This is a genomic window from Pyxidicoccus sp. M15 (assembly GCF_056858435.1).
Window position 1 is genome coordinate 10116080 of sequence record NZ_CM166495.1, and the last position, 19780, is coordinate 10135859.

17 protein-coding genes are annotated in these 19780 nt (G+C 69.2%); 10 read left to right on the forward strand and 7 right to left on the reverse strand.

Translation table 11 applies throughout. From position 1 onward, the window contains the following. Window positions 1-70: 70 nt before the first annotated feature. The 7 genes from ACX9TP_RS37400 to ACX9TP_RS37430 all read right to left on the reverse strand — a co-directional run bounded on the left by ACX9TP_RS37400 (window position 71) and on the right by ACX9TP_RS37430 (window position 8343). On the reverse strand, window positions 71-1255 hold the full coding sequence (locus ACX9TP_RS37400; RefSeq protein WP_482975442.1) for a LuxR C-terminal-related transcriptional regulator: 1185 nt from the start codon (window positions 1253-1255) through the stop codon (window positions 71-73). Between the two features lie 417 nt (window positions 1256-1672). Then, window positions 1673-2980: an iron-containing redox enzyme family protein gene (locus ACX9TP_RS37405; RefSeq protein WP_482975443.1), complete on the reverse strand. Its 1308-nt coding sequence runs from the start codon at window positions 2978-2980 to the stop codon at window positions 1673-1675. Between the two features lie 90 nt (window positions 2981-3070). Beyond that, window positions 3071-4207, reverse strand: coding sequence for a M14 family metallopeptidase (locus tag ACX9TP_RS37410; protein WP_482975444.1), 1137 nt, complete (start codon window positions 4205-4207; stop codon window positions 3071-3073). Then, entirely contained in the window at window positions 4204-4989 is a 786-nt protein-coding gene (locus ACX9TP_RS37415) for an SDR family NAD(P)-dependent oxidoreductase (RefSeq protein ID WP_482975445.1), read from the reverse strand. The genes ACX9TP_RS37410 and ACX9TP_RS37415 overlap by 4 nt, the downstream gene beginning before the upstream one ends. A gap of 1 nt (window position 4990) precedes the next feature. After that, window positions 4991-6304, reverse strand: coding sequence for a hypothetical protein (locus ACX9TP_RS37420; RefSeq protein WP_482975446.1), 1314 nt, complete (start codon window positions 6302-6304; stop codon window positions 4991-4993). 44 nt (window positions 6305-6348) lie between these two features. After that, entirely contained in the window at window positions 6349-7185 is an 837-nt protein-coding gene (locus tag ACX9TP_RS37425) for a GNAT family N-acetyltransferase (protein ID WP_482975447.1), read from the reverse strand. A gap of 45 nt (window positions 7186-7230) precedes the next feature. Beyond that, window positions 7231-8343 (reverse strand): hypothetical protein, encoded by a 1113-nt coding sequence (locus ACX9TP_RS37430; protein ID WP_482975448.1) that lies wholly within the window; start codon window positions 8341-8343, stop codon window positions 7231-7233. Window positions 8344-8706: 363 nt separating this feature from the next. Between ACX9TP_RS37430 and ACX9TP_RS37435 the strand changes: the two genes are divergently transcribed. The 10 genes from ACX9TP_RS37435 (at window position 8707) to ACX9TP_RS37480 (ending at window position 19767) form a co-directional block, all read left to right on the forward strand. Then, on the forward strand, window positions 8707-10704 hold the full coding sequence (locus ACX9TP_RS37435) for an alpha/beta fold hydrolase (protein ID WP_482975449.1): 1998 nt from the start codon (window positions 8707-8709) through the stop codon (window positions 10702-10704). 109 nt (window positions 10705-10813) lie between these two features. After that, window positions 10814-12397 (forward strand): AMP-binding protein, encoded by a 1584-nt coding sequence (locus tag ACX9TP_RS37440; protein ID WP_482975450.1) that lies wholly within the window; start codon window positions 10814-10816, stop codon window positions 12395-12397. A 29-nt stretch (window positions 12398-12426) separates the two neighbouring features. After that, window positions 12427-12714, forward strand: a complete 288-nt coding sequence (locus tag ACX9TP_RS37445; RefSeq protein WP_482975451.1) for a phosphopantetheine-binding protein — start codon at window positions 12427-12429, stop codon at window positions 12712-12714. Between the two features lie 12 nt (window positions 12715-12726). After that, window positions 12727-13704 carry an amidohydrolase family protein gene (locus ACX9TP_RS37450; protein ID WP_482975452.1) on the forward strand — a complete coding sequence of 326 codons (978 nt, stop codon included), beginning with the start codon at window positions 12727-12729 and terminating at the stop codon, window positions 13702-13704. A 22-nt stretch (window positions 13705-13726) separates the two neighbouring features. Further along, window positions 13727-14653, forward strand: coding sequence for an aspartyl/asparaginyl beta-hydroxylase domain-containing protein (locus ACX9TP_RS37455; protein WP_482975453.1), 927 nt, complete (start codon window positions 13727-13729; stop codon window positions 14651-14653). 58 nt (window positions 14654-14711) lie between these two features. After that, window positions 14712-15449, forward strand: a complete 738-nt coding sequence (locus ACX9TP_RS37460; protein ID WP_482975454.1) for an iron-containing redox enzyme family protein — start codon at window positions 14712-14714, stop codon at window positions 15447-15449. Continuing rightward, window positions 15446-16546, forward strand: coding sequence for a DUF3419 family protein (locus ACX9TP_RS37465; RefSeq protein ID WP_482975455.1), 1101 nt, complete (start codon window positions 15446-15448; stop codon window positions 16544-16546). The genes ACX9TP_RS37460 and ACX9TP_RS37465 overlap by 4 nt, the downstream gene beginning before the upstream one ends. Next, a complete protein-coding gene (locus tag ACX9TP_RS37470) occupies window positions 16516-17415 on the forward strand; it encodes a hypothetical protein (protein WP_482975456.1) in 900 nt (299 codons plus the stop codon). The genes ACX9TP_RS37465 and ACX9TP_RS37470 overlap by 31 nt, the downstream gene beginning before the upstream one ends. 55 nt (window positions 17416-17470) lie before the next feature. Continuing rightward, complete coding sequence (locus ACX9TP_RS37475) at window positions 17471-18106, forward strand: FMN-binding negative transcriptional regulator (protein ID WP_482975457.1); 636 nt, start codon at window positions 17471-17473, stop codon at window positions 18104-18106. Continuing rightward, window positions 18103-19767, forward strand: a complete 1665-nt coding sequence (locus ACX9TP_RS37480) for an N-acyl-D-amino-acid deacylase family protein (protein WP_482975458.1) — start codon at window positions 18103-18105, stop codon at window positions 19765-19767. The genes ACX9TP_RS37475 and ACX9TP_RS37480 overlap by 4 nt, the downstream gene beginning before the upstream one ends. Window positions 19768-19780: the final 13 nt, after the last annotated feature.

Consider the following 19780-nt stretch of genomic DNA (forward strand, 5'->3'; position numbering starts at 1 on the left):
GCTCCTCTTCCAGCATCCGGAAGCCGGACAGGACCGGGCCGCCGTGCCGCGCGGGCCCGGCCCGCGACGCTCAGTGCAGACCCCAGAAGCTGGCCGTCAACATGCTCCGGTTCTCCGCCCTGCATTTCCGGAGGATGTGAGACATGTGCAGCTCGACGGTGCTCTTCTGACAACCGAGCGCCAGGGCAATCTCCTTGTTCGCCTGCCCCTGGACCGCCAGCGCCAGGACATCCGTCTGCCGCGCCGTCAGGCCCCACAGGTGCCGGGCCGCGAGCAGCTTCTCATTGAACGCCTCGTCCCGGGTCCGCGACACCTCCGCCTCGGGGACGTTGGCCCCCATCAGGCCCGCCAGGCTGTCCGCGATGAATGGCAGCAGCTCGTCCAGGAGGCTGGCCGCGTCTTCCTCCAGCTGCGGCTGCATGTGACAGACCTCGACGCGCCCCATCATCCGCCCGCTCGACTCCAGCAGGAAACAGCTGCGCCGCATCCCCCGCCCCCACTCACCGCTCGTGCACAGCAGCCGCAACCCGCTGTCCTCTGCCTCGAAGACCCAGAGCTGCACCCCCGCCGCCCCCAGCTGTACGCGCACCAGCTCCACCACCAGCCGGGCCAGCTCCTCCGTCTGGGTGTATTGCGTGAACACACGCGCGGCCTGGATGACCTCGGCGCGGGAGGTGAGCCGGCCCACCCGGACCGAGTCCGACTTCAGGCGACCTCCGACGAGGAAGGCACACGTCCCGCCCCCCGCCTCCGAGGGCTCGTCCACGTGCTTCACCTCATCCACCTGCCACCCGAAGAGGCCGAGCGCGCCCCGGAGATATCCCGTTCCCCATTCACACAGCAGCGGCTCTCCCGCCCACTCGGACAGCCGCAACACCAGCTCTCCGCCCTTGCGCCGGGAGCTCCAACGGCCCATGTCGAACAGGCGGCGCCAGCACAGGTCCAGGTTCTGCACCGCGAAGGACGGCCGCAGGCTCAACATCCACCGCTGGGGTCCCGACAGCTCCCGCTCCGCCGTGTAGCGCCCCAGCTCTCCAATGACGAAGCGGCTTCCATTGCCGGAGTACTCGGAGCACATCCGCAGCAACTGTCGGAAGATGGTCGCATCGTACCAGCAGGCCTGCACTGGCTGTAGCGCCCCCGCGCGCCCCGCCGCCGGCATCGCCGCGAGCTGCGCACGCCAGGCCTCCGGGCCGAACCGCTCATGAACGAATTGCTTCAGGTGGAGCAGGACTGCCCCCTTGACGAGACCCATCGACACTCCGCTCGGAAAGCAACGTTCAACAAGGCCCGGCTGTCACCCGGAGGGCAGCCGGACACAGGTGACGTTGCGGAATTGAAGGTGCCTGCAACCAGGACCGCGCGCATTCTGCCCGCGGCGTCCCTGGATGCCATGCGCCCCCGGGAGCCGGAGCGCGCCGGACGGCGACGCATTCATGGCGCCATCGCACACACTCCGCGCTTCGAGACAAAGCCTGCTGGCCCGTCACGCGGCCCCCACCCTGCTCGCCGGCCCCAGCCGGTGTCCAGGTATTGCTCCACCCGGATGCCGCGATAGATGCGCGTCCATGACGCAAGCGCCCGGGACGCGGTGGTCCCGGGCTTCCGGGCGGGCCCCCGCCCGCGCGCCAGCGTCACGCGCGCTCGGGAGCACTCCAGGACCCGCAGCCGCTCAGGCGTTGCCGGAGCCCTGCTCCTGACGCAGCACCGTCTGGCCGAGGCTGTTCAGCAGGGGCACATTGGTGCCCGTGAGGTAGACGGCCTTCTCGTCGCTCGCGAAGTGCTGGTGCCAGTTCCACGGCGGGACATAGAGCGCGTCGCCCGCGTTCCACGCCACCTTGCGCCCCTCGATGACCGTCCACCCGGAGCCCTCGAGGATGTAGATGAGCGACTCGTAGGCGTGGCGGTGGTTGGACGTCGCCTGGCCGGACTCCAGCTCACCGATGCTGAAGCTCACCGCCCGCGAGGGCAGCGACACCGGGTACACCGGGTGCCCGCGCGAGCGGCTGAAGTCCTCCGCCACGCCCTCGCGTCCCACCTGCCGGTGGACGAGCTCCCCCAGCTCATGCTCCACCGGGCGCGGCTCGAGCGAGTCCCGGTTGCGCAGCGTGTCCACGAACTCCGACGAGCCGCTGGAGGCGGGGCCGCTCGCGGCCGGGCTCTGGGCGACGCGCAGGCGCGTCATGCGAGGCATCGCCTGCGCGCGATGCAACATGGAGTCGTAGAAGGACGCGCGGAGGTTGAGCGCCATGAGCGCGCCGGCGCGAATCCGCGGGCGGTGCTCCAGGTCCTCCGCCATCTCCTTGGCGATTTCCAGCAGCACCTCGCCGTGCTCGTCATCAATCTTCTGATGCAGGTCGAAGAACACGCGGTCCCTCGGTGACACGTCCATGTATTTCTGGATGGCCTCCAGCACGGGCGTGTACACGTGGCGGACGATGAGCTCCGTGCCAATGCCCATGGCCCCCACCGCCGTGGCCGCACCCAGGGCGGTACAGCACTGGAGGAAGAGCTGGCTCCAGAGCACCGCGTCGTCGCAGAAGGGGTGCGCGCGCAGCCAGGCCTCGTCCATGCCCAGCGCGTCCAGGTAGCGCCGGTACAGCACCGGGTGCGGGACGTTCTCCACCCACTCCAGGTCGATGTCATGCTTGCGCATGATGTCGGCCTCCTCCGGGCTCACCCCGTGCGCCTCCTCCAGCAGGTTGGCCAGCAGCACCTTCCGGTGCTCCGGCAGGTCCAGCTGGGAGATGGTCGCGGTCAGGTAGCGCTGGAAGTTCGTGCTGTACGCGAAGTACTGGTGCGCATAGTCGCGCAGCGCCCCCACGGGGTCCGGCAGCTGCCCGCTGGCGAGCGCCCGCAGGTACGGGTGGTTCACCGCGCGGTGCGCCATCACCTCGCGTCCGAGCCTCTCGATGAACTCGTGGGAGCTGGGCTCGGAGGAACGCTGGGCTGCCACATCATTCGTAGTCTTTGCAGTCATGGTGGGTCCTGGGTGGAAACGAGCGGGTGACGTGCCTCCGGCAACCGGGGGCGCCCGGGCCGGGAAGGAAATGGATTCGCGGGGCCCGGCTCAGGCGACCGCGCGGGGCCTCGCGGTGGGGACGCCCTCCGTGCGGCAGACGTCCGCCGCCCGGTGGAGCAACTCCAGGCCCCGGTGCACCACGGCCTCGCGCCAGCGGCGGCTGCGAGGCGCGAAGACCTCGCGCAGGGCGGCCGTGGCCAGCCTGCGCCGGGGCCCGTCCCGCCCGAGGAACCAGTCCCGGTTCTCCGCGCGCAGCGCGAGCAGCACCAGTGGCATCGGGTAGGTGCCGAACTCCGCGATGAGGATGTCGTACGCGCGGGGCTTGAGCAGCTCGGCGCACCACGGCCCCAGCGAGCCGCGCTTGCGGTAGGAGATGCCCCGCTCGGGCTCGCTCGGCTCCACCCGTCCCTCGCCGAAGCGGTGGGCGAACCAGCGCAGGTGGGGCGTCTCCCAGTCATGCTCCAGGATGAGCCGGTACCCGCCCCGCTCCCCGAGCCCGCTGTGCAGGTCCACGTGCAGCACCTCGTGGGCCTCCCCGAGCCAGCCCCGCAGCTGCGCCTGGAGCAGGGCCCCGGTGGCGGACAGCTCGCGGCCTCCGAAGAAGAGCCCCGAGGGGTCCTCGTACTGCCCGCTCGCCACCGCGTCCCGCGTGGCCGACTCTCCATGGCGCGAGAGGCAGCGCAGCAGGTTGACGGGGAAGAAGCCCCGGCCCGGCGTGGCGGCGGACAGCCCCAGCAGGCGCTGGATGGCCCAGTACGACTCCGGCACGCCCCGGTACTCCTCGGAGCCCAACAGGAAGTTGCGGTTGAGGTCCACGTTCTGCGCGTCCGTGCGCCGCTGCATGTGGAACCCGAAGGGGTTGAGCGCGTGGACGAACACCAGCCTCAAGTCCCGGGCCGGCGAGCGGTCCTCGGCCAGCCGCTGGAGGAAGGCGAGCTGGAGCGCCGAGCCGATGAAGCCCTCCACGCCGTGCAGGCCGCTGGTGACGAGCAGCGCGCGCCGGGCGTCCCGCGTGCCGCCCACCGCCACATCCACCGTGAGCTCCACGCCGGGCACGGACACGGGCAGGGGGTGGCTTCGCAGCTCGAAGTCCGCCCGCGCGCACGCGTCGCGGAAGCGCGCCCGCGCGGGGATGTATCCCCGCGAGAACGCCTCGGCGCCGCCCATGCCGCCCCCCGCGCTCATGCCCCGCCCTCGCTGCTGACGCCCGCGCTCGCCAGGCCCCCCGCCAGCTCCCCGCCGTCGATGACGAGCGCCTGGCCATGGATGTACCGGGCCCGGTCCGAGGCGAGGAAGAGGAACAGGTCGGCAATCTCCTCCGGGCGCGCATGGCGCTTGAGGGGAATCTTCGCGTTCACCTTCTCCAGCATCGCGGGCGTGTACTCACGCTCCTGCATGGGCGTCATCACGTAGCCGGGGCAGATGGCGTTGACGCGCACCTTGGGCGCGAGCTCGATGGCCAGCGAGCGTGCCAGCTCGATGACGCCCGCCTTCGAGGCGTTGTACGAGGCGTAGTAGGGGTAGCCGGCCATCCCGTTGGTGGAGCCCATCAGCAGCAGCACGCCGCCATCCCCGGCCACCATCCGCGCCGCCGCCTCGCGGGCGCAGAAGAAGACGCCGTCCAGGTTGACCGCCATCACCTTCCGCCACTCCTGCGGGGAGATGTCCAGGAAGGAGCGCCTCACGCTGATGCCGGCGTTGGCGATGAGCACGTCCACGCCGCCCAGCTCCCGGTCCACGCGCAGGAAGGCCTCCTCGAGCGAGTCCGGGTCCGAGACGTCCGTGAGGATGCCGCGCGCCGCGGGCCCCAGCTCCTTCACCACTTCGGCGAGGGCCGCCTCGTCGCGGTCCAGGATGGCCACCCGGCTGCCGGCCCGGATGAAGGCCGCCGCCGTGACACGCCCGATGCCACTGGCTCCGCCCGTGAGCACCACCCGCCTGCCCTGAAGATTGTCTCCGCCCGCCATGTCAGCCCTCGTAGGTGTACCGGATGTCATTGCCGATGCTCGCGGCCTTGCGAATCAGCGGGTCCAGGTGGCTGTCGCGCGGCTCCGTCGCCAGGCCATGCGCCTCGAGCAGGCTGCGCGCCTCGTCCACGTCTCCGCCAAGCACGGCGCGCATCAGCCGGACGGCGACCTCCGTCACGCCCCGCTGGAAGTTCTCGGGGGTGACGAACAGCTCGCCGCGCGCCCCATCCAGGGACGCGAACCCCTTCTTCACCAGGTACGAGACGACGATGTGGGAGGCCTCGAAGTCGGGGTGGATGCCCTGGTAGCCGCGGCCGAGAAAGCGCAGCATCTCCGCCAGGTAGAAGCCCATGGGCGCGTCGCGCCGGGAGCCCTGACGCCACGGCCCGAGCAGCGCGAGGTAGCCGAGCACGTCACACAGCGCCTCCTGGAGCGCGTACGAGCGCGCGGTCCCCAGCTCCCGCAGCCGGGCGAACGCGGCGGAGGGGTGGCGCCAGTAGTGCCCCACGTCGTGGCCGCGGAACCAGGTGAGCGCCACCAGCGTGTCGCAGACGTCCTCGTCGGCCAGCGGCAGGCCGGGGCAGAGGCTGCGCAGCAGCGGCAGGCTGAGGCAGCGGATGCGCTCGAGGTAGATGTTGCGGAACAGCACCGTCTTGCGCGGCTTTATCTTCCGGTGCCCCTCGTCCTCCGGGAGGAAGTAGGTGAAGTGCTTGGGGAAGCCGTTGGCCTCGCCGCCGCAGAGCACCAGCTCGCTGGCGGTGTAGCGGGGGATTTCGTGGAGCTCCAGCCCCGTCAGGCCGAGCAGCTCCTCGTAGTACCGCCGCAGGTCGTCCAGGCGCTCCTCGAGCGCGCGCACCTGCAGGGTCAGCCGGCGGTTCTCCAGGGCCACGCAGGTGGAGTGGAGATACGCGCTGCTGCGGCCCGGCCAGGTGACGAGCGGCCCGCAGAGCACCATCAGCCGGTCGTTCTCCGAGCGCCCCAGCGCGGTGGCGGCCTCGCGCAGGTCATTGCGCAGCAGCCCCTGGGCCCGCAGGCGCATCAGCTCCCCGATGTCGCGGTCCGGGCACGTGTCCGCGGCCGAGTCCAGCGCCCGCGCGGACTGCTCGAAGAGCTGCCGGGCGATGTCCGGCGCCGTGAGCGAGCCGTCATTGCGCTGCAGCGAGCGAATCGTGTTCGCGAGCCGGGTCAGGTACACCAGGTGCACCCAGCCCTGGGGCATGTACTGCTTCAGCGCGGAGAGGTTGAGCCCGATTTCGGGGATGTTCAGGCAGCCATCCGTCGCCCAGAAACTCCGCTCGACGTCATCAATGATCATAAGACCTGGTTCCGAAGGTGGGAGAGGAGCGAGGGCGAGCCGGGTCAGGCGGCTTTCTTCCTTACGTCGGCCGGGCGACGCGAGTGGCGCTTGTTGAGCACCGCGCCCAGCCGCCTCCGGGCAATGGACAGGAGCGTGCTGGGGCCCGACAGCTTCGCGAGCACGAGGAAGGCATCCACGGGCCGCAGGTGCTGCCGGAAGTAGCGATTGATGTTGTCGTCGTCGCAGGTGGGCAGCTCGCCGTAGAGCGCGTCGAGGTTGTCGTACGCGCCCTTCACGCGGAGCGAGGAGGGCTCGAACTTGTCGCTCTGCTTGAGCCACACGGAGAGCTGGCGGCCCATCTCCTGGACTCGCGCGGGCACCGCCGCCGTGAGGCAGGGGAAGGTGTTGCGCTCGCCCGCGACCTTGTAGAAGGACTGGTAGACGACGGGGTTCTCCGTGCGCATGGAGACATAGACGCCCCACGGTGCCGCGCGCAGCATCTCCCGCGTCAGGAACTGGCTGAACAGCCCTGTCATGATGCCGGTGTTCTGCAGCTCCGGCAGCACGCCCGTCGAATCCAGATACAGGCACGAGCGGCCGGCCAGCTTCAGCCGGTGATACCCCGTCCACCCCACGATGCGGTCATCCGCGCTGTGGATGAAATAGAAGCGGGAAATCCTGTCCAGGTAGCCATCGCGGGAGCGGTCGCGCCAGTAGGGCGTCATGTCCGCGCCGAAGGCGAGCGTGGAGACTTCCCGCAGCGCGCCATAGATGGCTTCCTTCTGCGCCGGGGCCAGACGGGCCGGCGGCTCCCAGCACGCGCTGCTGTAGCCGCGCGGCAGTGAGCGGACGGTCGGTTTGACATCGAACTCGCGGACGAGCGTGTTGAACGAGGTCATGGGTCTCGGTCCAGGACGGACGGCGGGAGGAGGACGGGCGGGCTTTCAGCGGGCGGGCTTGATGTCCGCCGTGGCCGGCGCCATGGCCGCGGGGCCCGGCACCAGGGAGGGCCTCAGCCCGAAGAAGACGGTGGACGACACGAAGTGGCCCAGCCACAGCATGGTCATCCACATCGGGAAGAAGATGTAGAGCAGCGGCAGCGTGCCCTGCGTGGCGAAGCAGAGCCCCGTCCAGGTGAGCAGCGAGGTGGCGCTCATCAGCGCGGTGTTGGTGGCGAGCATCGTCAGGAGCTTGGGGTAGGCCAGCTCCAGCGCACCGCCACGCACCGCGTGCATCAGCCCCACCACCGTGCCACCCACCAGCGCGACGGCGAACGCGGAGAGCCACGAGCGGACCAGCTCCTCGGTGACGAGGCTCGTGGGCCCCAGGCCCTTCCAGAACAGGGCCCCCGCCAAGAGCCCCATGGCCAGGCCCGGGACGTTGTGCGCCACCCGGGACCAGTGCCAGGGCTCGGGGAACTTCATGTCCTTGGCCCCGCCCGGAGCGCGGAACACCGGCGGCAGAATCAGCCCCGTCACCTTCTGGTACTCGCGGTAGACGTCCTTGACGAGGAACACCATCCGCCGGTCATAGAGGACGGTGCCGATGATGTTGGCGACGTTCGCCACGATGGCGAGCAGCAACATGCTCGCGGTCATCCTCGGGAAGGCGAAGAACATGGGGAAGAAGGCGGTGTGCACGGGGAAGCGCAGCCAGCGGCGCGTGCCCACCTTCCACATCTCCATGGGCGGCGGCTTCGCGTTGTGCAGGCGCGCCAGCACGGCCGACGAGCCGAAGGCCATGCCGCAGTCGTACTCGAAGAGGTGGATCTGGAAGTACCAGGCCCACGAGAGCACCAGCGTCACCCCGGCGACCCAGTACCACACCCCCTGCAGGTCCCAGATGACGATGGGCACCTCGCGCCACAGGATGCACGCCATCAGCAGGTAGGAGACATTGATGAAGGATTGCACCCCACGCCAGGCAATCGGGTCGATGCCGGTCACCCGCTGGATGACGGTCTTCAGCCGGATCATGGCGATGATGGAATGCTGGACCCCGAATCCGACAATCAGCGCGAAGTCGATCAACAGATCCAACGCGTAATTGGAATACATGAATATCTCCTGGGGGCTTCCGTGGAGCAGACCCAATGACTTTCAGGCCCTGAACCCGGTCGACAATGAAAGGCAGACCGGGACACCCGCCTTGCGTGAGCCTTGTACTGAACAAGTAAAGCCCCGTACATACCGGAAAACCAGATACATATATTCATGTATGGGGTTCACCCCAGCTATCGGCGCGCCAGAGGGGCGCGTATAAGCCGCGAACGCTGTTCATCGCGAACCGGACGTTCCACCACCCCTCTCGATGATTGACATTCCTGACGGACGCGCCCCGCGACGAACGGGCCGGGAGTGCGGCGCACCATGAGGTGGGCCGCCCGCCGCGGCAGCGGGCACGCCACAGGACATGAACGCATGCCACGCCACGTCCTCATCACCGGCTCAGCCGGCCTCTTCGCGAGCCACCTCGCGGCCCTCTGCCTGTCGTCATCGGAGGACACCGTCTTCGTCCTCCTGGGGCGTCCGGACGGCACCCGCTTCGATGCGGAGGAGTCCCACCTGCTGGTGCGCCACGCCGTGCGGCGGCTGCTGTCAGGCCCCGAGGCGGAGGGCCGGTGGGAGCAGCTGCGCTCCCGCCTGCACACCCTGGAGGTGGACGGCGAGGAGGAGGCGCTCTTCAATGCCCTCCAGGGCGCCGGCATCAGTGAGGCCTGGTACCTGGGCGGAGGGTACCGTCCCGCGCGGGGAGCGCCCCTGGAGGCAGACGGTGGACTGCTGCGCCGCCTGCTCGCGGTGCTGCCGCGACTCGGCGTCCCGGACTTCAACTACGTGGGCCCGCAGCTGGCGCCCCGGGACGACGCGGACTTCACGGCGGTCCACCGTGACGCGGAGCGCGCCGTGGTGGCCACGTGCGAGGCGGGCCGCATCGGCCATGGCCTCTTCCGGACCGCACCGGTCATCGGGCACGGCCCCGCGCTCCGGGGGCCGGACCGTGAGGGGGGCCTCCAGCTGCTCGAGGCGCTCCATGACCTCAAGGGGGAGCTCGAGGAGCGCCACCCCGGGTACCTCGGCTCCCGGCCGCTGCACTGCTGGGCCCCCGCGGGCGCGAGCCTCGGGCTGGTGCGCGTCGAGCAGGCCGCGCGGCAACTGCTGAGCCTCGCGCGCGCTCCCGGGAGCCTGTCGCGCCGCTTCCACCTCACCGCCTCGGAGCGCGTCCCCTTCGCCCGGCTCTGCGAGCGGGTGGGCGCGGCCTATGGCGTGAATCTCCAGGCGGTCGAGGACCCGCAGGCGCTGAACGCCGTCGACCGGAGCCTCCATGAGCGGCTGGGCGGGTTCCACGGCTGGCTGACGGACGTCCCCGCCGCCTCGGTGGAAGAGGGCTTCGAGGAGGTGCGGCTGGACGGGGCGACCCAGGAGGCCGTCTTCCAGGCCATCCGCCGGGAGCAGGACGCGGCGCGCGCCGAGGACAGGGCCCGCGCCGCCTCCGTGTTCGCCACGCTCGGCCAGCGCACGCTCGACAGGGGCGGTGCCCCGCTGACCTACTTCGTCGGCGGCGCCCGGGGCGGCACGCCCATCGTCCTCCTGAACGCCCTGGGACAGGGGATGTTCTACTGGAGACGGCTGGTGAGCAACCTGCTGCGCCGCCACCGCGTCCTCATCTGGGAGCCGCGCGGCACGGAGTCCGGCCCGCAGCCGTTCCTGCTGCGCGACCAGGTGGACGACCTGGAGGCCATCCTCCGTCATGAGGGCCTCGAGTCCAGCCACCTCGTGGGCTGGTGCACCGGGCCCAAGGTCGCCGTGGAGTTCTACCTCCGCCACCCCTCCAGCGTTGCGTCCATGGTGTTCCTCAATGGCTCGTTCCGGTGCACCGGCAGCCCGAAGACGCACCAGACGGCCTATGAGCACAACTTCGAGCCCCTGTGCGGCATCCTCGTCCGCCGCCCGGCCATGGCCGCCTCGGTCCTGAAGTCCCTCCGGCTGAGCATGTCCCAGGAGGAGGGCGACCTGAGCGGGGCGCGGGACTCCGAGGCGGCGACCCGGGTGCTCGCCCTGATGAACAGGGACCTGAAGCCCCACGTCCTGGCGCCCTTCCGGAGCGAGCCGGTCGTCGTCAACTATGCGAGGCAGATCGTCGACTTCTGGTCCTACGACCCGCGACAGACGGCGGCGCGAGTCCACGCCCCGGTGCTGCTCATCAGCGCGGAACACGACGCGGTGGCCTCACCCGAAACGTCGCGGGAGATGGCGGAGCTGCTCCCCAATGCCCGCCACGTGCACGTCCAGGGGGCGACCCACTACTGCCTGTATGACAGACCGGAGTTCATCGCGGAGCTCATCGAGGAGTTCTTGCGGACGCAGCCCCGGCACTCCGCACGGCCGTCCGTGCCGCACGAAGCCACCCGGAGCGCCTGAGCGCTCCTGACGCATTGACAAGACATACCCCTGACCATGGCCGGACCGCCGCACGGCGAAGGCCACGCCGGGTCCGCCGTCCGCATCCATCGAACGAGGCACGAGGCTCATGGAGTTCGCCACCCTGCTCTCCCGTCTGTCTGGACGGCATGGCAACAAAGTCTTCACCTTCGAGGGTGGACGCGTGGTCCAGAGGACCCATGCCACCCTGCATGAGGATGTGCGGGCCGCCTGCGCGGCGTTGACTGCCTGGGGCGTGAAGCCCGGGATGCGCGTGGGGATTCGCTCTCCCAATTCCTATTTCTGGATTGTCTATGACCTGGCCCTGCTCGAGCTGGGGGCCATCTCGGTGGCCTTCCCGGACGACTTCGTCGGCGTCAGCGCGAGGCAGCTTCGCGACAAGTACTCCCTGGCGGTGCTGCTCGTCCCCGCGAGCGAGCGCGCGAGCCACCCCGCGGAGGACACCTTCATCGCCAGCATGGGTGGGGACAACACGGGGGTGCGGGCCGCCGACCACGGCCCGCTCCACCGGAGCGACGGGACGGACCACCCGTGGATGATTTTCTCGTCGGGCTCCTCCGGAGGGCTCAAGGGGCTGGTGCTGAACCGCAGGGGCATCGAGGACAACGTCGTCGCCATCACGGAGGCGGTGGCCCCGCGTCCGGATGACTGCCTGTTGCTGTTCCTGCCCATCGCCAACTTCCAGCAGCGGATGCTGTACTACGCGGCGCTCTGGTACGGCGCCGACATCGCCGTGACGGACCCCAACCGGCTCTTCCGCGCGCTCAAGGACTTCCGGCCCACCATCCTGGTCGCGCCGCCCACGCTCTACGAGGCCTTCGAGACGCGCTTCTACAACCTGCCCCGGTGGAAGCGGACGGTGGCAATGATTGCCGCGGGCGTGGCGGGCGCGCTTCCCACCCAGGCGGCGCGCGAGGCACTGGCCGCCCGCATCTTCCGACAGGCGTATGACACGCTGGGCGGCAGGATGCGGATGATGGTGACGGGCATGGCCCCCATCAAGCGCTCGACGCTCGACCTGTTCGCCCGCATGCAGCTCCCCCTGTATGAGACCTACGGGCTGATAGAGGCCGGCTCCATCTCCTTCAACCTTCCTGGAGCGCGGAAGATTGGCTCCGTCGGCAGGCTCCTGCCCAGACTCCAGGTCGACATCGCCGCGGACGGGGAGCTCATCGTCCGCTGCGAGCACATGAAGGCGGTCAGCTACTTCGAGTGCGCGCCGGGAGAGAGCGAGAAGACCTTCGTCGGGGACAACCGGGTCGCCACCGGCGACATCGGCCGCTTCGACGAGGAGGGCTATCTCTACATCGTCGGCCGGAAGAAGGAGATTCTCATCACCGCCGGCGGCGAGAAGGTCCACCCCGAGGCGCTCGAGGCCGAAATCGACGCGTGCCCCGACGTCGCCAAGTCGGTGGTGTTCATCGACCCGGGGACCCGGGCCCTGGTCGCCGTGGTGCTTCCCAAGGACCTGAAGGACCCGGAGGCCCGGGCACGCATCGAGCGCTTCGTGAATGAGCTGGGCGTGCGCCGGCCGTCCAGGAGCGTGGGACGGGTCCTCTTCACGGACGTGGTCTTCACCCGTGAGAACGGCTTCCTGCGTCCGAATCTCAAGCTCGACCGCAAGCGTATCGCCGCGCACTTTCAATCCCAGTCCGAGTCCGCGGCGGCCTGAAGGCAAGGCAGCCCCCGTCAGGAGAACCCATGGAAGTTGACGCGAAGTTCGACGAGAAGGTCCTGTCCCTGATTGCGGAGGCGATTCCGGGCCAGCTCCGGAAGACGCGCATCACCCCCGAGCTGCAGCTGCGCAACGACCTCGGCATCGACTCACTCGGCATCGCCGCGCTCGTGTTCCGGCTCGAGGAGGCGTTCGGCATCGAGATTGGCGACCAGGCCATGGACCTGAACGTCAACCAGATGCGCACCGTGGCGGATGCGCTCAACGCCAGCAGACAGATTGTGAGCCGGGCCCGGGCCCAGCAGGCCTCCTGAGAGGGGATGACCATGGACGCGCACGCCGCAGCACCTCCGACCCTCATCGACGCGCATTGCCACATCGCGACCCCGGAGCACACGCCCCGCTCGTTCATCGACGGAGCCATCTCCAACATGGTGACGGCGCTGGTGGCCCAGGGGGTGCGGGCCTCCCCGAAGATGATTGCGAGCATGTACCTGCAGAAGCTGCAGGACCCGCTCTGCGACGAGCTCGTCGCGGAGATGGCGGAGGCGGGCATCGCGAAGAGCATCCTCCTGGTCCCGGACTTCACGCATGCGCTGAAGGACTGCCCGCTGACCATCGAGGAGTCGTTCCTCAGACACCGCGAGGTGCTCCTCCGGCATCCGGGCAAGTTCGAGGTCTTCGGCGGGGTGGACCCCCGCTGGGGCGCGGACGGAATCGCGCTCTTCGAGCGCTCGCTCGCGGAGTTCGGGTTCCGGGGCCTCAAGGTCTACCCGCCCTGCGGGTACAGCCCGAGCGACCCGGCGCTGTTCCCCTACTACGAGCTGTGCGCGCACTACCGGGTCCCCGTGCTCCTGCACATCGGCCCCACGTCGCCGGCACTGGCCTTCGACACCACGAATCCCTTCATGCTCGACGAGGCGGCCCGGCGCTTCCCGACGGTCAACTTCATCCTCGCGCATGGCTCGGTGAGCTTCACCGAGGAGTGCGCGATGATGTGCTCGCACCGGCCCAACGTCTACCTGGACATCAGCGCCTTCCAGAGCAGGCTCCGGGCGGATGGCAACGGGCAGGTGGTGAGGGCCGCCGTCTCCCGGGGCATCAACCACAAGGTCATCTTCGGGACGGACTGGCCGGTCTTCCGGCTCCAGGGCACCCAGCAGAGCTTCGTGGCGACAGTCACGAAGGAAGACGGGCCGCTCGCGGACCTGACGCCGCTGGAGCGGGAGCTCGTCCTCCACAAGAACATCGAGCGCCTCCTCGCCGGCGCGAGACACGTCGAGCAGGGCCGCGCCGCCTCGTAGTCCGCGCCGGGGGAGACAGCCCATGCACCACGCAGCGATACGCCTGCCACGAACCTACGACACCGCCCGGATGCAGGCCGAGCTGTGTCACCTGGAGGCCCTGCAGCGCGTGTCCGCCGGGTACGCGGGCGAATCCCACCGCGCGTGGGAGAGCCTCAGCCTGATGGCCCCGCGGGCGGGGGCCGGACATCCGCGGCTGGAGCAGGGCACCGCCGAGGCGTCGAGCCCGACCGCCGCGCTGGGGCGGGCTCCGTACCTCGCGGAAATCCTCGAGGGGCTGGCCTGTCCCAAGCCGCTGGTCCGCCTGCTATCGCTGGGGCCGGGCGGCATCATCTCCGAACATCGTGACGAGTTCGTCTCCTTCCAGGATGGAATGCTGAGACTCCACGTCCCCGTGGTGACCCACCCGGACGTCGACTTCTTCATCGGCGGCAGGCGCTGTGACTGGAAGGAGGGAGAGCTCTGGTACGGCGACTTCTCCCTGCCCCACAGCGCCTGCAACCGCAGCCGGGTGACCCGGGTGCACCTGGTCATCGACCTGCTGGTGAATGACTTCGTGCTCGGGCTCTTCCCGGCGGAGTTCATCGCGTCGCAGCGGGCGCGGGGAATCAAGATGGCCGGCGAGCCGTCCCGCGGGGAGGAGCACCTGCGGCGCTTCGCCTTCGAGTTCCGCCTTCCCGCGGGCTTCGTTCCTCCCGGCACGTCCTATGACCCGCTGCCAGCGCCCGTCGCGGGACGTGTCCAGGTGCAGGAGGGGCGGCTCATCGCGCTCGTCAACGAGCAGCCCCTGCTGAGGCTCGAACCGGCGTCGGACGAAGTGCTCCGGGTCCAGGGCCTCGCACCGGGCACCACCATGGAGTGCGACTTCGAGCACGGGCGCGTGGTCGGCGCGTGCCTGGTCTCCGGTGTCGATGGCGCCCGGTTCCCCCTGCACGTGCTCCCTTCCTGAACCGCCTTCCCCCGTCGTCCCCCAGGCCGCAGCACCCTGCCCTTCCCGGAGACAACACATGAGCACCCTCGAGAATGCCGACACGGACTCCAGGTTCAAGGTCCTGGACCAGACGCTGAAGTCCGCCTGGGAGGACCTGTTCGCCCGCTCCCGGCTCATCCAATCCATCCAGCAGGACCGCGTCGACAAGCAGCTCTACGCCATCTACCTGCTGGAGACCTACCACTACACGCTGCACAACGCCCGCAACCAGGCGCTGGTGGGCGTGCGCGCGCGGGACATCAGCATTCCCTACCTGAAGTTCTGCTTCGAGCACGCCACCGAGGAGACGGGCCACGAGCACATGGCGTTGCACGACGTGCTCTCGCTCGGACTGTCGAAGGACACGCTCGTGATTCCGCCTCCGCTGCCCATGACCGAGGCGTTGATTGCCTATCTCTATTGGATTTCGGCGACCGGGAATCCGTTGCGCCGGCTCGGCTACAGCTACTGGGCGGAGAGCTCCTACGACTACATCATGCCGCTCATCACGCGCTTGAAGGAGCGGCTCGACCTCAAGCCTGGCCAGATGACGTTCTTCATCGCGCACTCGAAGATTGACGAGGACCACGCCGAGCAGGTGCGACGGATGATTGCCCAGCACTGCAAGTCCGAGCAGGACTGGCAGGACGTCGAGCGGGCCATGGAGACCAGCCTGCGGCTGATGGGCAACATGATGGAGGAGGTCTACGCGGAGTACGAGCGGCTCAAGAAGGAGCGCTCTCCCGGCTACGCCTTCCTCGGGATGCTGAAGTGAGCGCGGGCGCGGGGGAGGCGGAGTACTTCGACGAGCAGCTCAACTACACGCTGGGCGACGAGGACACGTCGGTGGAGCTGGCGGTCCTCCCCGAGCAGGCGCGGCACGTCGTCTCCGTCGCGGGCTCCGGTGGCCGGGTGATTCCGCTGCTCGCCCGCGCGCCCCGGAAGCTCACCTGCGTCGACATCTCCGGCCCGCAGCTCTTCCTGACGGAGCTGCGACTGGCGGCCCTGCGCGCGCTGGAGCACGAGGAGTTCGTCGGCTTCCTGGGCTACCCGCCCCGGCCGATGACGCCCCAGGAGCGCAAGCAGTGCTTCCAGCGCCTGGCGCTGTCCGCTCCGGCGCGTCGCTCGCTGGAGCGGACGTTCGAAGCGAGGGGTTGGGCGCCCATCATCTACCTCGGCCGCTTCGAGCAGACCCTGGCGCAGCTGTCCCGGCTCAACCACCTGCTGACCGGCCGCGCGGGACAGGGCGTCTTCGAGGCGACGAGCCTCGAGGCCCAGCACGCCTACCTGGGCTCCTCGTTCCCCCACCGCCGCTTCCGCCTCGTGCTGCTGCTGCTGGGCAATGCCACCGTCCTGAACTCCCTGCTCTACAAGGGAGAGTTCCCCCGGAAGAACCGCCCGGAGAGCGCCTTCAGCATCTACCGCGGCATCTTCGACAGACTGCTGACGCAAGCGCGGGCGCGTGAGAGCTACTTCCTCCAGCTGGTCTTCTTCGGAGAGCTCCGCTACGCGGAGGGCAATCCCCTCGAGTGCGACCCGGACATCCACGCCAGGGCCCGCCGCGCGCTGGAGGAGACGGACGTCTGCTACGTGAAGGGCGACGTGCTCGACACCGTCCGGAACAGCGGTGACGGCGTCGACTTCCTCTCCCTGTCCGACGTCCCCACCTTCTTCAAGGGCCCGCGCGAGCAGCACTTCCTGCAGGAGCTGCGGCCGGGGCTCACACCTCGGGCCCACGTCGTCACCCGGGGGCACATGCGCATCCCAAGGCCAGACACCTCGGGCTTCGAGCTGCTGTCCTCCTCGTTCCGGGGAGCCATGGACAGGGAGAGGACCCAGCTGTGGCAGATACAAGTCTATCGCGCGTCCTGAGCGCTCCCGAGCCGGACGCGGAGGCCGACTCACCGGTCCACGGGCTGCAGCCGCTCTGCGAGTTCAGGGGCCTCTCGGTGTATGCCATCCGGCTCGCGGAGCAACCCGCGCTCGTCCGGCGCATCACCCGGCTGCGGGCCCGGGCCTTCGGCGAGGGCGGGCCATGGAACTACGGCCTGGATGACCAGGACCAGCGGGCCCTCCAGCTGATTGCCTGCGAGGCCTCCGAGCCGGTGGGAGCGCTCCGGCTGTGCCTGGGCGACGAGCTGGTCGCCCACGAGGGACTGGCGGCCTTCTACCTGAACACGGGCTGGACCTTCGCGCCCAGGGCCGAGCTGTTCTTCGACACCGCCCTGGAATATGGCCGCTTCTGGGCCCTGCGAGGGCACCCGCGCACCCAGACCATCATGAATGCGCTGCTGTCCTCGATTGGCGCCTTCGCCCGGCTGCATCCGAGATACCAGAGCGTCTTCGGTACGGTGTCCCTGCTGGACCACGGCGTGACGTCGCTCGGGCTCATCGTCGACTACCTGCGCCGCCATCACCTGCCGGCCACCCGCAGGGTCCACCCCCGGCGCCCCTTCGGGGACGACGCGGACTCCGCGCCCGAGCCTCCCGCGCGGCCCTCCTCGCGAGCCCAGGCCTTCCGGGCCCTGGTGCGTCAGCTGAAGACAGGCGTCCCGAGCCAGTCCCTCCCCTTCCTGCTCCATCTCTACCTGCGGCAGGGCGCGCAGATGCTGGGTGACGTGGCCCTGGATGCCACGGGCAGGAAGCTGCTCATCCCCCTCTACGTGGACATGAGCACGTTCCAGGGCTTCACGGAGCGGCTGCGGCGGAGCGCGGGCCCGCCAGACGCCCCCGACGACTGAGGCCGCGCGGCCAGGCAGACTCCCCCCAAACCAGACAGGAAGGACACGCGCCACCATGCACACTCCCAGGCATTTCCTCGAGCAGGACGAGTCCCGGCTGTTCGCGCTGATGGAGCAGTACAACTTCGCGACGCTGGTCACCCTGCAGAACGGCGTCCCCATGGCCAGCCACCTGCCCTTCCTCGTCGGGCGGGCCATGGATGGCCGGATGACCCTGCTGAGCCACATGTCCCGGGCCAACCCGCAATGGCAGACGTTCTCCGCGGCAGGCGAAGCGCTCCTCATCTTCCAGGGGCCCCATGCCTATGTGTCCTCCGCCTGGTACTCGGCGCCGAACGTGCCCACCTGGAACTACGCCGCCGTCCATGCCTACGGCACGCCCCGCGTCCTGACGGAGCCCCGGGAGGTGCTGCGCTTCCTGCGGCTGCTCTCCCTGAAACATGAGCGGGGCAATGACACACCCTGGAACCCGGACGAGAACGAAGAGGTCATGAATCGCCTCCTCCCCGGCGTCGTCGCCTTCGAGTTCCAGGTGGGCCGGCTGGAGGGCAGCTTCAAGCTGAGCCAGAACCGCAGCGAGCAGGACCAGAAGACAATCATGCAGCGCCTGGACCAGAGCACCAATCCCCGGGGACAGGAGCTGGTCGGCTTCATGAAGGCGCTCAAGCCCAGAGAGGTGATGGAGAAATGACCCTGTCCTTGCTGCTCAAGAATGCCCGCATCGTCGATGGAACGGGCGGGCCCGAGTTCGTCGGTGACGTCGGTGTCGCCGCAGAGCGCATCGCCTACGTCGGCACGGGAAGGCAGCTCGAAGCCGAGCGCGTCGTGGATGCGACGGGGAAGGTGCTGGCCCCGGGCTTCATCGAGGTGCACACGCACTATGACCCGCAGCTGTGCTGGGACAAGACGGCCTCCCCGGCCGCGGAGCACGGGGTGACCACCGTGGTGATGGGGAACTGCTCGCTCAGCCTCGCGCCCGTGAAGGGCCCCGGCGTCTCGAAGATGACCCGGATGTTCAACCGCATCGAGGACCTGAGGCCCGAGCTCTTCGCGGCCGCGGTCCCCTACTGCTGGGAGGGCTTCGGGCAGTACGTCGACTTCGTGAAGCCGGGGCTCGGCATCAATGCGGGGGCGGTGGTGGGGCACTCCACGCTCAGGCACTTCGTCATGGGGGATGCCGCCCAGGAGCGCCCGGCGACGGACGCCGAGCTGGACAACCTGTGCGCGGTGCTCGCCGATTCGCTCTCCGGCGGAGGGTTCGGCCTCTCGCTGTCCTACGGGCACCTGCACGACGAGAATGACCGTCCGGTCGCCAGCGGCTTCGCGGATGCCCGGGAGCGCATCGCGCTCGCCCGGGTCGTCTCGGCGCACCAGCGTGCGTACGTGCAGTGCAACATCGACCTGCTGGATACCCAGACGCGGCTGCGGCAGCTCGACGAGCTCGGGGCGCTCGCCCTCGAGTCCGGCGTGTTCTGCTCGGTCCTTGGCATCATGGAGAACCCCGTCACTCCAGGGCAGTGGGTGGCGGAGCTCGAGAAGGTCGACGCGCTGAGGGCGCGTGGCGCCAACATCGCCCTGGAGACCCAGGTGCGGCCGCTGGACCTGGCCTTCACCCTGAACAGGGCCTGGCTCGTGGCCTATTACATGCCCACGTGGGCCGCCATCATGGCCCGGGGCCTCCCGGAGCGCGCCGCGGGGTTCGCCGACCGCACCCTCCGCCAGGCGCTCCACGAGGAGACGCGGCCCTTCGAGAACCTGTTCCGCTGCATCCACGTCCGCAAGACGGACTCACCGCACAACCAGGGCTACGTCGGCCGCAACCTCTGGGACATCGCCCAGGAGGAGGGCTGCACCATGACGGACGTGCTGCTGGACGTCAGCCTGAGAGATGGGCTCGCGACGCTGTTCGACTGGAGGAATGCGATTCACGCCAACGTGAATATCGTCGGACACATGCTGAACCACCCTTCCGTGAAGGTGGGTGGGTCCGACGCGGGCGCGCACATCGCCCAGTTCTCCGGAGAGGGTGACTCCACGTACATGCTGGAGTGCTACGTGCGAAAGCACCGGAAGCTCACGCTCGAGCGCGCCATCCACCGCATGACGGGCGAGATGGCGCGGGACTTCCGCATCCCGGACCGCGGCGTGATTGCGGAGGGGAAGTTCGCGGACCTGGTGCTCTTCGACCCGGAGACGGTCGCCCGCGGGGAGGAGCACATGATTGATGACGTCCCCGGAGGAGGAGGCCGCTACATCCGCCGGGCCACGGGCTTCGAGAAGGTCATCGTGAACGGGCGCGTGTTCGTCGACCAGGGGCGCTACACCGACGCGCGCTCGGGCCGGATGGTCTGACCGCCGCGGAGCG

Coding starts and splice junctions, on each gene's coding strand:
- ACX9TP_RS37400 (WP_482975442.1), bottom strand. CDS start 1,255: ATGGGTCTCGTCAAGGGGGCAGTCCTGCTCCACCTGAAGCAATTCGTT.
- ACX9TP_RS37405 (WP_482975443.1), bottom strand. CDS start 2,980: ATGACTGCAAAGACTACGAATGATGTGGCAGCCCAGCGTTCCTCCGAG.
- ACX9TP_RS37410 (WP_482975444.1), bottom strand. CDS start 4,207: ATGAGCGCGGGGGGCGGCATGGGCGGCGCCGAGGCGTTCTCGCGGGGA.
- ACX9TP_RS37415 (WP_482975445.1), bottom strand. CDS start 4,989: ATGGCGGGCGGAGACAATCTTCAGGGCAGGCGGGTGGTGCTCACGGGC.
- ACX9TP_RS37420 (WP_482975446.1), bottom strand. CDS start 6,304: ATGATCATTGATGACGTCGAGCGGAGTTTCTGGGCGACGGATGGCTGC.
- ACX9TP_RS37425 (WP_482975447.1), bottom strand. CDS start 7,185: ATGACCTCGTTCAACACGCTCGTCCGCGAGTTCGATGTCAAACCGACC.
- ACX9TP_RS37430 (WP_482975448.1), bottom strand. CDS start 8,343: ATGTATTCCAATTACGCGTTGGATCTGTTGATCGACTTCGCGCTGATT.
- ACX9TP_RS37435 (WP_482975449.1), top strand. CDS start 8,707: ATGCCACGCCACGTCCTCATCACCGGCTCAGCCGGCCTCTTCGCGAGC.
- ACX9TP_RS37440 (WP_482975450.1), top strand. CDS start 10,814: ATGGAGTTCGCCACCCTGCTCTCCCGTCTGTCTGGACGGCATGGCAAC.
- ACX9TP_RS37445 (WP_482975451.1), top strand. CDS start 12,427: ATGGAAGTTGACGCGAAGTTCGACGAGAAGGTCCTGTCCCTGATTGCG.
- ACX9TP_RS37450 (WP_482975452.1), top strand. CDS start 12,727: ATGGACGCGCACGCCGCAGCACCTCCGACCCTCATCGACGCGCATTGC.
- ACX9TP_RS37455 (WP_482975453.1), top strand. CDS start 13,727: ATGCACCACGCAGCGATACGCCTGCCACGAACCTACGACACCGCCCGG.
- ACX9TP_RS37460 (WP_482975454.1), top strand. CDS start 14,712: ATGAGCACCCTCGAGAATGCCGACACGGACTCCAGGTTCAAGGTCCTG.
- ACX9TP_RS37475 (WP_482975457.1), top strand. CDS start 17,471: ATGCACACTCCCAGGCATTTCCTCGAGCAGGACGAGTCCCGGCTGTTC.
- ACX9TP_RS37480 (WP_482975458.1), top strand. CDS start 18,103: ATGACCCTGTCCTTGCTGCTCAAGAATGCCCGCATCGTCGATGGAACG.